The organism is Sphingobium sp. WR1 (assembly GCF_059693745.1).
In genome coordinates this window covers 30721-45071 of the sequence record NZ_JCATID010000019.1, presented here as the reverse complement: position 1 = coordinate 45071, position 14351 = coordinate 30721, and the positions used below count along the sequence as shown (strand labels likewise).

The following is a 14351-nucleotide window of genomic DNA, read 5'->3' as shown; positions in this document are numbered from 1 at the left end:
TCTAATGATTGTCCGCGTTCTTCGCCACACTCTCCTGCATCTTCGCGACCTGATCGGGGGTCGCTTCGCCCTGATGGCGGGCCTTCCATTCGGAAAAGGGCATACCGTGGATGATTTCGCGCGCCTGATCCCTCGTCAGATGGCCGTCGGCTTCGGCGATCCAGTCGGCCAGGCAATTGCGGCAAAAGCCCGCGCTCCCCATCAGGTCGATATTCTGCACGTCGGTCCGGTGCTGCAAATGCGCCACCAGACGGCGGAAGGCGGTTGCAGCAACCGCATCTGTGAGTATGGTGTCGGCCATCGGCGATCCCTTTCGCTGATCTACATCATCCTGTCGTGCAGCACGGATAACCCATAACGACGCCCTGACAAGATCAGGAGCGATCATGACGGCCAGGAGAAGACATGACACGACTACCGCCTCGTTCGCGCAAGGTTCGCATCCTCGCGACCCTCGGTCCCGCGAGCGATACGCCGGAGATGATCCGCGCCCTGTTCGTCGCCGGGGCCGACGCCTTCCGCATCAATATGAGCCATGGCGCGCATGAGGATCATGCCGCGCGCATCGCGTCCATCCGCGCGCTGGAAAAGGAGTATAACCGGCCGACCACCATATTGGGCGACCTGCAAGGCCCCAAGCTGCGCGTCGGCACCTTCGACAAGGGGCTGGCCATATTGGAGACCGGCGCGCCCTTCATCCTCGACCGGGACGAAACCCCCGGCGACGCGCGCCGCGTCAACCTGCCCCATCCCGAAATCTATGCCGCGCTGGTGCCCGAAACCCGGCTGCTGCTGGACGACGGCAAGATGGTGCTGCGGGTGAAGGCGATCAGCGACGACCGGATCGACACCATCGTCGAGGTCGGCGGCACGCTGTCCAACCGCAAGGGCGTGAACGTGCCCGACGTGGTGGTGCCGGTGCCGGCGCTGACCGACAAGGACCGGCGCGACCTGAGCTTCGCGGTCGAGCAGGGGTGCGACTGGATCGCCTTGAGCTTCGTGCAACGGCCCGAGGATCTGGCCGAGGCGCGCAAGCTGATGGGCGGCCATGGCGCATTGATGGCCAAGATCGAGAAGCCGTCCGCCGTCCAGCGGCTGGAGGAGATTATCGAGCTGGCCGACGGCGTGATGGTTGCGCGCGGCGATCTGGGCGTCGAGCTTCCCCCGCAAGCCGTGCCGCCGCTCCAGAAGCAGATCGTCGCCACCGCGCGGCGCATGGGCCGCCCGGTGGTGGTCGCGACCCAGATGCTGGAATCGATGATCAAGTCGCCGTCCCCGACCCGCGCCGAAGTGTCGGACGTGGCCACCGCGGTCTATGATGGGGCCGACGCGATCATGTTGTCGGCGGAAACGGCGGCGGGTGACTGGCCGGTCGAGGCGGTCGCGATGATGGACAGCATCGCCCACAGCGTGGAGCGCGATCCGGGCTATTTCGGCCGCCTCCACTATACCGAGACGCGGCCCGACCCGACCACCGCCGATGCGCTGGCCGAGGCGGCGGGCGGCATCGTCTCGGTCGTGGGGGCGAGCGCGATCACCTGCTTCACCTCCTCGGGCAGCACGGTGCGCCGCGTCGCGCGCGAGCGGCCCTCCGCGCCGATCCTGGCGCTGACCCCGCGATCGGACACAGCGCGCAAGCTGGGCCTTACCTGGGGCGTCCATGCGATCCGCACCAAGGATATCGGAACGTTCGAGGAGATGATCGGCAAGGCCCGCCGCATGGCGCTGCGCCATGACATGGCGGAGAAGGGCGGCAAGATCGTGGTCCTTGCCGGCGTTCCCTTCGGCACGCCGGGGTCGACCAACGTGCTCCACGTCGCCGCCGTGCGCGGTGACGAACTCAAGGGCCGCGACGAGGGCTGATGTGCGGCCGTCATTGCGAGCGGAGCGAAGCAATCCACTGCCACGCCCATGGATTGCTTCGCTTCGCTCGCAATGACGATTCAAACAAATGTCATCCGACTATAAGCCACCAACCTCCGTTCGCTTCGAGCGTGTCGAGAAGCGGGAAGCGCAGCGCTTGCGGTTTCTCGACTTCGCCCGAAACGAACGGATGGGGTTTCTCGATCACATGGCGATTCGGCGAATCGCTCCACCAACATCCCGCACACGCAGAAAAGCGCCCGGTCGATGACCGGGCGCTGATCGGGATGCAAGATCCTTGAGGCGCGGCCTCCCAAAGGGAGGCTGCGGCCGTCGCTTAGCCCTGGCGGGCCTTGAAGCGGCGGTTGGTCTTGTTGATGACGTAGGTGCGGCCGCGACGACGGATCACGCGGTTGTCCCGGTGGCGGCCCTTGAGCGACTTGAGCGAGTTGCGGATCTTCATGGCTATCGGCCTTTGATGAATCTTGGTGTGATCGGAAAATCGAAGCGCTGCCCCTATGGGCGCGGTGGCTCAAAGTCAAGGGTCGTGCGCCGGTTTTTGCCCTGTTCATCCCTTATGCAGCAAGGTGATGGCTTCACGGCTTTGAGGGTATTATGCCTTCCGCGCCGTGTATCGGCAAATGCCCGTTGGAGTAAGCCCATGTCGAAGCGCCTGATTCTCGCCGCCAGCCTCGTCCTGCCCCTAGCCGCCTGCGCGACCGCGGCGCCGCCGGTGGAGGTGACGCGCTTCCATATCGACAATCCCGCCCGGTCGGGCACGATCGCGATTGAGGAAATGCCCGGAAACCCGGACGTGAGCCTGGAATTCCGCACCTATGCCTCGGCCGTGTCGCAGGCGTTCCGTCAGGCCGGCTTCACCCCGGCGGAGGGCGGGCAGAGCGACTATGTCGCGCTGGTCAGCTTCAGCCGCAGCTTTCGTCCGTCCGGCATCGACCGCAGCAGCGACAAGCCGGTCAGCGTCGGCGTGGGCGGCGCGCTGGGCAGCGGGGGCGGGCGTCGTGGCGGCAGCTTCGGCGGGCTGGGTGTGGGCGTCGGCATCAACCTGTCGGGCAAGCCCAAGGATATCGTGACCACGCAATTGCATGTGCAGGTGCGTCGCCGGTCCGATTCGACCGCCATCTGGGAAGGGCGCGCGTCGACCGAGGCAAAGCAGGGGTCGCCCGCCGCGCAGCCCGCGACCGCGGCGCAGAAACTCGCAACCGCGCTGATCGGGGGCTATCCGGGCGAATCGGGCCGCACTATAACCGTCAAATGACCATCAGCATTTCCAGCGGCTTCGACAGCGGCAACATCCGTCTCCTCTCCATCACCGATACTCCGGCCGGCGTCCGCGCCGAGCTGGAGATCGTGACCGATCACCAGAGCGACTTCTACCAATGGTTCCACTTCCGGCTCGCCAATGCGGCGGGGCGCGAGGTGGAACTGGCGATCGTCAACGGCGGCGGCTCCGCCTATCCCGACGGCTGGCCGGGCTATAACGCGCGCATCAGCGAGGATCGCGAAAACTGGTTTCTGGCCGACACCAGCTATGCCGACGGCACGCTGACCATTCGCCTGACGCCCGACAGCAATGCCGTTTGGCTCGCCTATTTCGCGCCCTATTCGATGGAGCGCCACCATGACCTGATCGCCTGGGCGGCGAGCCAGCCGGGCGTGGCGCATCGCGAACTGGGGCTGACGCTGGACGGCCAGCCGCTCGACCTGCTGACCGTGGGAGAGGGGCCGAAGCAGGTGTGGCTCTATGCCCGCCAGCATCCGGGCGAAACGATGGCGCAATGGTGGATGGAAGGCGCGCTGGAGCGGCTGTGCGACGAGCAGGACGCCGTCGCGCGCCTGTTGCGGCAAAAGTCGACGATCCACCTTGTCCCCAACATGAACCCGGACGGCAGCCGGCGCGGCCATCTGCGCACAAATGCGGCGGGCGTGAACCTCAACCGCGAATGGCATGAGCCGAGCGCGGACAGAAGCCCCGAAGTGCTGCTGGTCCGCAATGCGATGGACGAAAGCGGCGTCGACTTCGCGATCGACGTGCATGGCGACGAGGCGATTCCCGCCGTCTTCATCGCCGGCTTCGAGGGCATCCCCTCGATCACGGACAGGCAGAGCCGGCTCTATCATCGCTATCGCGACATGCTGGCCGCGCGCACGCCCGATTTCCAGACGCGGCTGGGCTATCCGGTCGCGGCGGCGGGGAAGGCCAACCTTTCCATGTCGACCAACCAGGTGGCGGAGCGCTTCGGCGCGGTGGCGATGACGCTGGAAATGCCGTTCAAGGACAATGACGACCTGCCCGACGCCGATTATGGTTGGTCGCCGGCGCGCTCGATCCAGCTGGGCAAGGATTGCCTGGCCGCGCTGGCGGAAATGATCGAGGAGATTTGAGTCGTCACTGCCTCCGTTCGCTTCGAGCGAGTCGAGAAGCGGATAGCGCAATGCCCGGGTTTGGCTTCGCTGGCCCCGGCCCTGTCTGGTTTCTCGACTGCGCTCGAAACGAACGGATCAAAGTTAAGGCCGCCCTGCCTTAACCGAACAGTTCGCCCAGAAAATCCGCCATCGCCCTGAAGCTGCGCCGGTCGGCGTCGGCGCTGTAGGCCAGCCCCTTTTCCGGCATGTTGACCGATTCGTCGGTGAAGGCGTGGCCGGTCCCGCCATAGGCATGGATCTGCCAGTCGCAGCCCGCCTCGGTCAGCTCCTTCGCCAGCGCGACGGTGGTTTCGGGCGGGGCGATCGGGTCGTCCCAGCCATGGCAGATCAGCAGCTTTGCGGTGATCGCGGCGTTGGGGAAGGGCGGGGCCTGATAGACGCCATGGAAGCTGACGCCCCCAGCTATGTCCGCGCCGCTGCGGGCGAGGTCGAGGACGCAGCGGCCGCCGAAGCAGAAGCCGATCGCCGCCGTGCGCGCCGGATCGGCCTCGTCGACCGCCTTCATCCGCGCATGGGCGGCGTTCGCCCGGTCGCGCAGCATCGCGCGATCCGCGTTCAGTTCGTTCATGTAGCGCCCTGGGTCGGCGTCGGCGCGGGTGGCGCGTTTGCCCTGGCCGAACATATCGACGACGAACACGACATAGCCGAGCGCCGCGATCATTTCCGCCCGGATGAAATCAGCCTCCTTGGCGCCCAAAACATTGGGGAAGAGCAGGATGCCGGGACGCTGGCCTGTGTCGGTTGCGTCGAAAACCGCCATATGTTCAAAGGGTTCGCCGCCGATGTCCTGCACGATGACGTTGCGGGTGATGCGCATGATTGTCTACCTCGCTGTCTAGATACTACCGAAGCCGGGCGCCTCGCCCCGCGCGCCGGCGCTGAGGCGGCGGGGGCGTTTCCAGCCGATGCTGGGCCGCTTGCGCAGGCGCAGGGTCGGCCAGTCGCCCCGGTTGCTGCGCTCGGCAAGGCGCATCCCCTGCGCGCGATAGGCGGCCAGCACGGCGCTTGCCTGTTCCTTGAGCAATCCGGCGAGGATGATCGTCCCGCCATCCTCGACCAGCGCGCAGAGCGCCGGCGCCAGTTCGATCAGCGGCCCGGCCAGGATATTGGCGATCAGCAGGTCATAGGGCGCCCGGCCGATCAGCGCCGGATGATCCGCGCCGGCGGCGGCGACGAGCGCCAGCTGGCCCGGCCCGTCGCCCAGCGCCACGCCATTGGCGCGGGCATTATCGGCGCTGATCTCCACCGCGACCGGATCGATGTCCGACGCGATCGCATAGGCGTGGGGCCACAGGTGCAGCGCGGCGAAGGCGAGCAGCCCGGTGCCCGTGCCGATATCGGCAACATTGCGCGCGCGCATCCCTACGCGGCGCATCCGGTCGAGCATCATCAGGCAACCGGCCGTGGTTTCATGCTGACCGGTGCCGAAGGCGCGGCTTGCCTCGATCAGCAGATTCTTGTGGCCGGGCCGTTCGGGATCGCTGGCGAGGTTTCGAATATGGAAACGGCCTGCGGTCACGGCTTCCAGGCCCTGCTGGCTCAGCGTCACCCAATCCGCATCGGGCAATGGTTCCACGACCGGCTTCACCCCGGCGGCGCTGGGCACCAATGTCTTGAGCAGCTTGACGGCGGCGGCACTGGGCTTGCCCTCGAAATAGGCGTCGAGCTGCCACTTGTCCTCATCGTCCGGTTCCGCCTCGCTGGTCATCAGCACCGGCGGGCGATCCATCAGGGCGAAGGCGGCAATGTCCCCGTCCAGCGCCTCCGCTTCGGCGCGGGTGCAGGGCAGGGTGACTTTCCAGCTTTGCGCTGACGGGACGGCGTCGTTCATCCCGCCGCCTTTAGACCAGCGAAGGGAGGAGGGAAAGTATTTGGCGGGTAGCCTTGAAGTGTGTCCGTTCGTTTCGAGCGTGTCGAGAAACGAGGGCTTGGCGCTGCCGTTTCTCGACTTCGCTCGAAACGAACGGCGTATGTCCGCGATCAGGCGACCTGCCGGCCGAAGTCGGACGAGGCATGGCGCAGGCTGGCCAGCTTCTCCTCGACGCTCATGAAGCCGCGCTCCAGCTGGTCGATTTCCGACGCCACCACTTCGGTATCCTGGCGGATGGCCGAGATGGTGGTCGACATGGAATCGGCGGCCAGCGCGGTTTCATCGACGGCGGCGGTGATCATGGTGACGGTCTGCGCCTGCGCGTCCATGGCGTGACGGATGCGTTCGGCGCTGGCCTGGACCTCGCCCACCGTGTCGCGGATGCGTTCGTTGGTCTCGACCGACTGGCGCGTCGACATCTGGATGTCGGCGATCTTGCCGGCAATCTCGTCGGTGGCGCGGGCGGTCTGGTTGGCGAGGCTCTTCACCTCCTGCGCGACGACCGCGAAGCCGCGACCTGCGTCGCCCGCGCGGGCGGCCTCGATCGTGGCGTTGAGCGCGAGCAGGTTGGTCTGGCCCGCAATATCGCGGATCAGGCCCAGGATCGAATCGATCGACTTGGCATGTTCGGACAGGGTGGCGGACATGGTGACGGCATCTCCTGACTGGCGCGCGGCGCGCTGGGCGACGTCGGCGGCGCCCTCTACTTCGGTGCGGGCGTCCTCGATCGCGCGGATCAGACCGGCCGAGGTGCGGGCGGCTTCGCGCATGGCGAGGGCGGACTGTTCGGCGGCGGCGGCGACTTCGGACGCCTTGCCCAACATGCCGCGCGTGGCGGCCGACGCATCCTTGGCCTGTTCGCGCAGCGATTCGCCCAGTTTCGACGCGCCGTCGATCTCGCCGACGATGCGCTGTTCGAACAGCGATCCATAGCGCTGCCGTTCGGCCTTCTGCGATTCGGCGACATCCTGCGCCAGCACGTTGCTCATGATCGCGATGTCCATGGAGGACAGGCGATGGATTGTGCGCAGCAGCCGCTGGCAACGGTCGCGATCGTCCCAGCAACGGTCGCACACCAGATCGGCGATCTTCTCGTTCGATCGGGCCACGGCGGTCAGCACCGCCTGCACCGGGAAGCCATGTTTGCTGGCGTGGCGGACGCAATTGGTCGCCATCTCGATCCAGGCGCCGGCGGAAAAATTCGCCAGCTTCTCCTCGATATAGCGCGCGGTTTCCATTTCGATCTTGTGCAGGGCGATTTCGCTCAAATGCTGGCGCAGATTGGCATCGGCGACATAGCTGTCGAAGAAGGTGCGCGTGACGAGCGGCAGCGAATCCCGGATCATCGCGTGAATTTCCAGCGCCTCGGGGGCGATGCTGTCGGTCAGGTCGGAATTGGCCATATTGCTGGCGGTCACGATCCGGAATGACTCGGCGAAATTCATGTTACTCGGATGCCCCTCGAAAATGCGCGAACCTTTGGTCGGCTGGGATAACGGCCTTTGGTTAATTCATCCTTATTCGAACCTGCCGTCGCACTTTTCCCGTGCGGCTTGCCCTCTCGCCTCTTCGCTCCTAAGGGGAGCGGACTCAGGGACAAGTATCAGGGACTAGGGTAGACATGGCGCGTTCCACCAGCCGGCCACTCTCGCCGCATTTGACGATCTGGAAATGGGGGCCGGCCATGGCCGTCTCCATCACGCACCGGGTGACGGGCAATGGCCTGGCCACAGCCGGCGCGCTCGGCCTCATCTGGTGGCTGATAGCCGCCGCCACCGGGCCGGAAGCCTATGCAACCTTCGTCAAATGCGCGACCTCGCCGATCGGCTATCTGGTGATGGCGGGCCTCAGCTGGTTCTTCTTCCAGCATCTTTTCTCCGGTTTGCGCCACTTCGTGCTCGATATGGGCGCTGGCTATGAACTGAAGAACAACAAGATCTGGTCGCTGCTGACCTACGTCCTGTCCACTCTCGCCACGCTGGCCTTCTGGGCCGCGATCTGCACGGGGAAATTCTGATGGGAACCGGAACCGGAATCGGCCGCGTCCGCGGTCTTGGCTCGGCCCGCCATGGCGCGCATCACTGGCTGGCGCAGCGCTACACCGCCATCGGCAATCTGCTGCTGGTGCTGTGGCTGCTCTTCAGCCTGATCGCGCTGCCCGGCCTCGATTATGAAAGCGTGGTGAACTGGATTCACAATCCGCTGGTGGCGGTGCCGCTGATGCTGATGGTGGTCAGCATCTTCATGCACCTGCGCCTGGGGATGCAGGTGATGATGGAGGATTATGTCCATGACAAGGGCCTGGCCTTTCTGTCCATGCTGCTCCTGAACTTCTATGCCTTTGGCGGCGCAGCCGCGGGCGTCTTCGCGATCGCCAAGATCGCCTTCACGGGGATCGTCAAATAATGAGCGACGCCTACAAGATCATCGACCACAGCTACGACACCGTGGTGGTGGGCGCGGGCGGCTCGGGCCTGCGCGCGACTATGGGCAGCGCCGAAGCGGGCCTCAAGACCGCCTGCATCACCAAGCTGTTCCCGACCCGCAGCCACACCGTGGCGGCGCAGGGCGGCATCGCCGCGTCGCTGGGCAACAACTCGCCCGACCACTGGACCTGGCATATGTACGACACCGTCAAGGGGTCGGACTGGCTGGGCGACCAGGATGCGATCGAATATATGGTGCGCGAGGCACCGGCGGCGGTCATCGAGCTGGAACATGCCGGCGTGCCGTTCAGCCGCAACGAGAATGGCACCATCTACCAGCGCCCCTTCGGCGGCCACATGCAGAATATGGGCGCCGGCCCGCCGGTGCAGCGCACCTGCGCCGCCGCCGACCGTACCGGCCACGCCATGTTGCACGCGCTCTATCAGCAGTCGCTGAAATATGACGCGGATTTCTACATCGAATATTTCGCCATCGACCTGATCATGGAAAATGGGGAATGCCGTGGCGTCATCGCCATCTGCATGGAGGATGGCAGCATCCACCGCTTCCGCAGCCATGCCGTGGTGCTGGCGACCGGCGGCTATGGTCGCGCCTATTTCTCCGCCACCTCGGCGCACAGCTGCACCGGCGACGGCGGCGGCATGGTGCTGCGCGCGGGCCTCCCACTCCAGGATCTGGAGTTCGTGCAGTTCCACCCGACCGGCATCTACGGCGCGGGCGTGCTCATCACCGAAGGCGCGCGCGGCGAGGGTGGCTATCTCACCAACTCCGAGGGTGAGCGCTTCATGGAGCGCTATGCCCCGTCGGCGAAGGATCTGGCGTCGCGCGACGTCGTCTCGCGCTCGATGGCGATGGAAATGCGCGAAGGGCGGGGCGTGGGTCCGAACAAGGACCATATCTTCCTGCACCTCGACCATATCGATCCCAAGGTGCTGGCCGAGCGCCTGCCGGGCATCACCGAAAGCGGCAAGATTTTCGCGGGCGTCGACCTCACCCGTCAGCCGCTGCCCGTGACCCCGACCGTCCATTACAATATGGGCGGCATCCCCTGTAACTATCATGGCCAGGTGGTGACGAAGAAGGGCGACGATGCCGAAGTCGTGGTGCCGGGCCTCTATGCGGTCGGCGAAGCGGCCTGCGTGTCGGTCCATGGCGCGAACCGCCTCGGCTCCAACTCGCTGATCGACCTTGTCGTGTTCGGTCGCGCCACTGGTCTGCATCTCAAGGAAAATCTGAAGCCCAACGCGCCGCACAGGCCGCTCCCGGCCGATGCCGCGGACTTGGCGCTGTCGCGTCTCGATAAATATCGCAATGCCAAGGGCGGCACGCCCACGGCGCAGATCCGTCTCGAAATGCAGCATACCATGCAGAAACATGCCGCCGTGTTCCGCGACAGCGAACTGCTGTCCGAAGGCGTCAGGAAGATGGAACAGGTCAACAAGCGCATGGAAGACGTCGCCGTCTCCGACCGCTCGCTGATCTGGAACACCGACCTGATCGAGACGCTGGAACTGGACAATCTGATGAGCCAGGCGGTCTGCACCATGGTCAGCGCGGAAAACCGCAAGGAAAGCCGAGGCGCCCACGCGCATGAGGATTTCCCGAACCGCGACGACGAGAATTGGATGAAGCACACGATCAGCTGGTTCGAAGGCTGGGGCGGATCGGGCGGCAAGGTGACGCTCGATTATCGTCCGGTCCATGATTATACGCTCACCGACGAAGCGGAATATATCAAGCCCAAGGCGCGCGTTTATTAAGACGCGCCCGCAGGCCGAAAATGCGAAGGGGCGGGCCGTAAGGTCCGCCCTTTTTCTTTGGCGATCTGACGATCGGTTCGGCGGACCGTCGATTTTCCTACGAAGTTCACAATGTCGTCGGTGTTTTTGGCCCGATCGCGCGCCCGAGAGGATAAACTCCCCGGTCCCTCCCCTGAAGGGGAGGGGAGAAGAAGGGCCGACGTTCCGCTACCCACCCTTACACGTCATTCCCGCGCCCCTTACCGCCGCAGCAGCACGCCGCTCACCGATCCGTTGCGCACCGAGCAGACGAAGGGGATGTCGCCGTCCGATGCCGCGATCGTGCCTTCGACCTCCCAGCCGGTCGACATGGTGCTGGCCTGGGCCTGTCCGATCAGCCGGGCCGACGCGCCGGCCTGATACAGCGCCTTGGCCGAGCACGCATCGCGGGCCGCGTCCGCCGTGGCGATCGAGCCGTAACCGGGCGAGGCATAGGGCGTCTGCCGGGCGTCGCGCTGCGCCTGACGGTCGGCAGCGATGTCGCTGACGATCGCCGCCGCCACGACGTCACCTGGACGGATAACCAGTTGCGCATAGGCGGACGCCACCGTCAGCATGAGCGCCGGGATTGTCCAGATCGCTGTCGCTTTCATGTCGATCATCTCCCTGTTTCGCCGCGATGATAGCCTATTTGAACAGGCTGCCCAATATGCCGCGCACCAATTTCCCGGCGATTCCGCCTGAGGAGGATTTGCGGCTCGACCCGCCGAACACCGCCCGGCCCAGTTCATTGGCGACCTGTCGTCCGACCGAGGAGGCGGCGGAGCGGGTGGCGGACTGGATCGCCTTGTCGAAGCCGCTGGGCCTGGCCGCCTCGCGCGCTTCTGCGGCCTCGCGCCGCGCCTGTTCCTTCAACTCCGCCTCGCGCTGCTTCGCCTCGACCTTGGCCTGCGCAGCGGCGGTCTTGTCGGCTTCCGCCTGGGCCTTGGACGCCTGCGCGGCGGCGGCGGCGGCCTGTCCGCGCGCCGCCAATATCTCCTCCGCCGACTCCCGGTTGACGGCCGTGTCATATTTGCCCGCGCAGGGCGAGATGGACTGGATGATCGCACGCTCCTTCGCCTCGACCGGGCCCAGCCGCGACCGGGGCGGGGCGATCAGGGTGCGCTGGACGATGCCGGGCGATCCGTCCTCCTGCAACAGCGACACCAGCGCCTCGCCGACCTTCAATTCGGTGATGGCGGTTTCGACATCCAGGTCCGGGTTGATGCGGAACGTCTCCGCTGCCGCCTTGATCGCCTTCTGGTCGCGCGGGGTGAAGGCACGCAGCGCGTGCTGGACGCGGTTGCCGAGCTGTCCGGCCACATCCTCAGGGATGTCGATCGGGTTCTGGGTCACGAAATAGACGCCCACGCCCTTGGACCGGATCAGCCGCACGACCTGCTCGATCTTGTCGGTCAGCGCCTTGGGCGCGTCGTCGAACAGCAGGTGCGCCTCGTCGAAGAAGAAGACCAGCACCGGCTTGTCCGGGTCGCCCACCTCGGGCAGCGTCTCGAACAGTTCGGACAGCAGCCACAGCAGGAAGGTCGCATAGAGTTTGGGGCTCTGCATCAGCTTGTCGGCCGCCAATATGTTGAGATAGCCGCGCCCCTTTTCATCGACCTTCAGCATGTCATGGATGTCGAGCGCCGGCTCGCCGAAGAAATGGTCGCCGCCCTGGCTTTCCAGCTGGAGCAGCTGCCGCTGGATCGCACCCACGCTCGCCTTGGTGACATTGCCATATCGGGCGGACAGCGTGTCGGCATTTTCCGCGCAATAGGCCAGCATCGCCTGCAAATCGTTGAGGTCGAGCAGCAGCAGCCCTTCCTCGTCGGCATATTTGAAGGCGATCGACAGCACGCCTTCCTGCGTTTCGTTGAGGCCCATGAGGCGCGCCAGCAGCAGCGGTCCCATCTCGCTGACGGTGGTGCGGATCGGGTGGCCCTGTTCGCCATAAAGGTCCCAGAAAATCGCGGGATTGTCGGCATAGCTGTAATCGGCGATGCCGATCTCTGCCGCGCGCGCCACCAGCTTGTCGGCATTTTTTGCGGTGGGGGAACCGGCCATGGAAATGCCGGCCAGATCGCCCTTCACATCGGCCATGAACACCGGCACGCCCAGCGCCGAAAAACTCTCGGCAATGCCCTGCAACGTCACCGTCTTGCCGGTGCCGGTCGCGCCCGCGATCAGGCCATGGCGGTTCGCGCGGCGCAGGTTCAGTGTCTGGGGAATACCCCCATCCTTGTCCGGCGCGCCAAGGCCGATGAAGATACCGTCGCTCATCCCGATCCTTCCCCAACGAAAAAATCCGTCATCCTCGCAACCCGAAGGGGCGCGGGGATGACGGAATAAACCGCACATCTTCCTCCCCCACAAGGGAAGAGGCATCTCCCTTATTTGTCGCGCAGGCGCACCGGCAGGAAGATTGCCGGCTGGCCGCGGCGCAGCACCTGCAACAGGATGGCGTTGCGGCCCTGGTCCGACACAGCCTTCACCTGCGCGTCCAGATCCGCCTGGCTGGCGACCGGGCGGCTGTTGGCGGTGATGATGACGTCGCCGCGCCGCAGGCCCTTGGCGCCCGCATCGGTGGAGGCGTCGACCGCGGTGATGACGATGCCGCGCGTGTCGGCGGCGATGCCGAGCTGGCGGATGATGCTGGGCGTCAGCGGGATCGCCGAAATGCCAAGCGCCTGGCTGGTCGCCTTGCCCGGATTCTGCGGCTGCTGGCTGAAATCCTCGTCGCCCTGCTGCTGGGCGAAGCTGTTCAGTTCATCTTCGGACGGGCGCTCGCCCACAACGGCGTTCACCGTCATGCGCTGGCCGTTACGGATGAGGACGATCGGCACGCGCGATCCGATGGCCTGGTTGGCGACGATCGAGGACAGATTCTGATCGGCGGTCACTTCCTGGCCGGCGACGCTGACGATCACGTCGCCTGCCTTGATCCCGGCCTTGTCCGCGCCCTTGCCCGGCTCGACGCCCTGGATGAACTCGCCGCTATTCTTGGCGAGGCCCAGCGAATCGGCCATATCTTCGCCCAGCGGGCTGATCTGCACGCCGAGATAGCCGCGCCTGACGCTCTGGCCCTTGCGCAGCGTATCGACGATCGGAGCGGCCTGTTCCGACGGGATCGCGAAGCCGATGCCGACATTGCCGCCCGAGGGCGACAGGATCTGGCTGTTGATGCCGATCACATTGCCGCGCATGTCGAACATCGGGCCGCCGCTATTGCCCTGGTTGATCGATGCGTCGGTCTGGATGAACTTGTCATAGGTGCCGCCGGTGCCGCGGTGCACGGCGGAGATGATGCCCGCCGTCACCGTGCCCGACAGGGCGAAGGGGTTGCCGATCGCGACCACCCAGTCGCCGACGCGCGCCTTGGTGCTGTCGCCGAACTTGACGAAGGGCAGGGGCTTGCGGGAATCGATCTTGAGCACCGCCAGATCGGTCGCCGGATCGCGGCCGACCAGCTTGGCGGTATATTCCTCGCGATTGGTCAGCGTCACCGTGATCTGCTCGACGCTCGCGCCCTCCGTCCCGGCGGACACGACATGGTTGTTGGTGACGATATAGCCGTCGGCCGAGATGATGAAGCCCGAACCCAGCGACTGGGCCTGGCGGGTCTGCGGCTGACCGCCGCCCTGTCCCTGACCGAACAACTCGCCAAAGGGCGTACCGGCGAAGGGATTTTGCACCTGCACGCGCTGCTTGGTCGAGATATTCACGACGGCGGGCTGGAGCTTTTCGACCATGTCGGCCAGGCTTGCCGGGGCGCCTGCCGGGGCCGCCGCCTGCAATCCCTCATTCTGCGCGACCTGGGCGCCGACATTGGAGCTGGTGGTGACGGCGATGGCGGTGCCGCCGAGCAGCAGGGCGCCGGTGATGGCATAAGCGTAACGCACTCGTGACGGTCCTCTTCAGATCTTCAGGGAATGGAAGGCGGGACTTTT

The 14351-nt window shown here is 65.5% G+C and carries 14 protein-coding genes; 6 read left to right on the top strand and 8 right to left on the bottom strand.

From position 1 onward, the window contains the following. Window position 1 precedes the first annotated feature (1 nt). Window positions 2–301: a DUF1244 domain-containing protein gene (locus AC58EF_RS19805; protein ID WP_497278117.1), complete on the bottom strand. Its 300-nt coding sequence runs from the start codon at window positions 299–301 to the stop codon at window positions 2–4. A gap of 104 nt (window positions 302–405) precedes the next feature. Here AC58EF_RS19805 and pyk point away from each other — a divergent pair, with 104 nt between their 5' ends. Beyond that, the gene (pyk, locus tag AC58EF_RS19800) at window positions 406–1863 is read left to right on the top strand and encodes a pyruvate kinase (RefSeq protein ID WP_497278116.1); all 1458 of its coding nucleotides are present in this window, start codon (window positions 406–408) and stop codon (window positions 1861–1863) included. 337 nt (window positions 1864–2200) lie between these two features. On the opposite strand, the gene ykgO is transcribed toward pyk, so the two are convergent. Further along, the gene (gene ykgO, locus AC58EF_RS19795; RefSeq protein ID WP_004210176.1) at window positions 2201–2326 is read right to left on the bottom strand and encodes a type B 50S ribosomal protein L36; all 126 of its coding nucleotides are present in this window, start codon (window positions 2324–2326) and stop codon (window positions 2201–2203) included. Between the two features lie 198 nt (window positions 2327–2524). On the opposite strand from ykgO, the gene AC58EF_RS19790 reads away from it, so the two are divergent. Both AC58EF_RS19790 and AC58EF_RS19785 read left to right on the top strand, forming a co-directional pair. After that, on the top strand, window positions 2525–3139 hold the full coding sequence (locus tag AC58EF_RS19790; protein WP_497278113.1) for a hypothetical protein: 615 nt from the start codon (window positions 2525–2527) through the stop codon (window positions 3137–3139). After that, on the top strand, window positions 3136–4266 hold the full coding sequence (locus AC58EF_RS19785) for a M14 family metallopeptidase (RefSeq protein WP_497278111.1): 1131 nt from the start codon (window positions 3136–3138) through the stop codon (window positions 4264–4266). The genes AC58EF_RS19790 and AC58EF_RS19785 overlap by 4 nt, the downstream gene beginning before the upstream one ends. 139 nt (window positions 4267–4405) lie before the next feature. On the opposite strand, the gene AC58EF_RS19780 is transcribed toward AC58EF_RS19785, so the two are convergent. The 3 genes from AC58EF_RS19780 to AC58EF_RS19770 all read right to left on the bottom strand — a co-directional run bounded on the left by AC58EF_RS19780 (window position 4406) and on the right by AC58EF_RS19770 (window position 7581). Continuing rightward, a complete protein-coding gene (locus AC58EF_RS19780) occupies window positions 4406–5125 on the bottom strand; it encodes a dienelactone hydrolase family protein (protein WP_497278110.1) in 720 nt (239 codons plus the stop codon). Window positions 5126–5143: 18 nt separating this feature from the next. Beyond that, entirely contained in the window at window positions 5144–6139 is a 996-nt protein-coding gene (locus AC58EF_RS19775; RefSeq protein WP_497278109.1) for a 50S ribosomal protein L11 methyltransferase, read from the bottom strand. Between the two features lie 149 nt (window positions 6140–6288). Next, complete coding sequence (locus tag AC58EF_RS19770; RefSeq protein ID WP_497278107.1) at window positions 6289–7581, bottom strand: methyl-accepting chemotaxis protein; 1293 nt, start codon at window positions 7579–7581, stop codon at window positions 6289–6291. Between the two features lie 218 nt (window positions 7582–7799). Here AC58EF_RS19770 and sdhC point away from each other — a divergent pair, with 218 nt between their 5' ends. Genes sdhC through sdhA form a run of 3 tightly spaced genes read left to right on the top strand, consistent with a single transcriptional unit; the run spans window position 7800 to window position 10386 of the window. Continuing rightward, window positions 7800–8195 carry a succinate dehydrogenase, cytochrome b556 subunit gene (gene sdhC / locus AC58EF_RS19765; RefSeq protein ID WP_497278105.1) on the top strand — a complete coding sequence of 132 codons (396 nt, stop codon included), beginning with the start codon at window positions 7800–7802 and terminating at the stop codon, window positions 8193–8195. Beyond that, window positions 8195–8584: a succinate dehydrogenase, hydrophobic membrane anchor protein gene (sdhD, locus tag AC58EF_RS19760; RefSeq protein WP_497278104.1), complete on the top strand. Its 390-nt coding sequence runs from the start codon at window positions 8195–8197 to the stop codon at window positions 8582–8584. Before sdhC ends, sdhD begins: the two co-directional genes overlap by 1 nt. Beyond that, entirely contained in the window at window positions 8584–10386 is a 1803-nt protein-coding gene (gene sdhA / locus AC58EF_RS19755; protein ID WP_497278103.1) for a succinate dehydrogenase flavoprotein subunit, read from the top strand. Before sdhD ends, sdhA begins: the two co-directional genes overlap by 1 nt. Before the next feature lie 239 nt (window positions 10387–10625). Here sdhA and AC58EF_RS19750 read toward each other — a convergent pair whose 3' ends face one another. From AC58EF_RS19750 to AC58EF_RS19740, 3 genes are all read right to left on the bottom strand, one after another. Further along, a complete protein-coding gene (locus tag AC58EF_RS19750; RefSeq protein WP_497278102.1) occupies window positions 10626–11018 on the bottom strand; it encodes a hypothetical protein in 393 nt (130 codons plus the stop codon). A 34-nt stretch (window positions 11019–11052) separates the two neighbouring features. Continuing rightward, window positions 11053–12684, bottom strand: coding sequence for a helicase HerA-like domain-containing protein (locus AC58EF_RS19745; RefSeq protein ID WP_497278100.1), 1632 nt, complete (start codon window positions 12682–12684; stop codon window positions 11053–11055). Between the two features lie 110 nt (window positions 12685–12794). After that, on the bottom strand, window positions 12795–14303 hold the full coding sequence (locus AC58EF_RS19740) for a Do family serine endopeptidase (protein ID WP_497278099.1): 1509 nt from the start codon (window positions 14301–14303) through the stop codon (window positions 12795–12797). Window positions 14304–14351: the final 48 nt, after the last annotated feature.

Bases quoted from the DNA above. Each gene is read 5' to 3' on its own strand.
- AC58EF_RS19805 (WP_497278117.1), bottom strand. From the start codon at position 301: ATGGCCGACACCATACTCACAGATGCGGTTGCTGCAACCGCCTTCCGC.
- sdhC (WP_497278105.1), top strand. From the start codon at position 7,800: ATGGCGCGTTCCACCAGCCGGCCACTCTCGCCGCATTTGACGATCTGG.
- AC58EF_RS19785 (WP_497278111.1), top strand. From the start codon at position 3,136: ATGACCATCAGCATTTCCAGCGGCTTCGACAGCGGCAACATCCGTCTC.
- AC58EF_RS19770 (WP_497278107.1), bottom strand. From the start codon at position 7,581: ATGGCCAATTCCGACCTGACCGACAGCATCGCCCCCGAGGCGCTGGAA.
- AC58EF_RS19750 (WP_497278102.1), bottom strand. From the start codon at position 11,018: ATGAAAGCGACAGCGATCTGGACAATCCCGGCGCTCATGCTGACGGTG.
- pyk (WP_497278116.1), top strand. From the start codon at position 406: ATGACACGACTACCGCCTCGTTCGCGCAAGGTTCGCATCCTCGCGACC.
- sdhD (WP_497278104.1), top strand. From the start codon at position 8,195: ATGGGAACCGGAACCGGAATCGGCCGCGTCCGCGGTCTTGGCTCGGCC.
- AC58EF_RS19780 (WP_497278110.1), bottom strand. From the start codon at position 5,125: ATGCGCATCACCCGCAACGTCATCGTGCAGGACATCGGCGGCGAACCC.
- AC58EF_RS19790 (WP_497278113.1), top strand. From the start codon at position 2,525: ATGTCGAAGCGCCTGATTCTCGCCGCCAGCCTCGTCCTGCCCCTAGCC.
- AC58EF_RS19775 (WP_497278109.1), bottom strand. From the start codon at position 6,139: ATGAACGACGCCGTCCCGTCAGCGCAAAGCTGGAAAGTCACCCTGCCC.
- ykgO (WP_004210176.1), bottom strand. From the start codon at position 2,326: ATGAAGATCCGCAACTCGCTCAAGTCGCTCAAGGGCCGCCACCGGGAC.
- sdhA (WP_497278103.1), top strand. From the start codon at position 8,584: ATGAGCGACGCCTACAAGATCATCGACCACAGCTACGACACCGTGGTG.
- AC58EF_RS19745 (WP_497278100.1), bottom strand. From the start codon at position 12,684: ATGAGCGACGGTATCTTCATCGGCCTTGGCGCGCCGGACAAGGATGGG.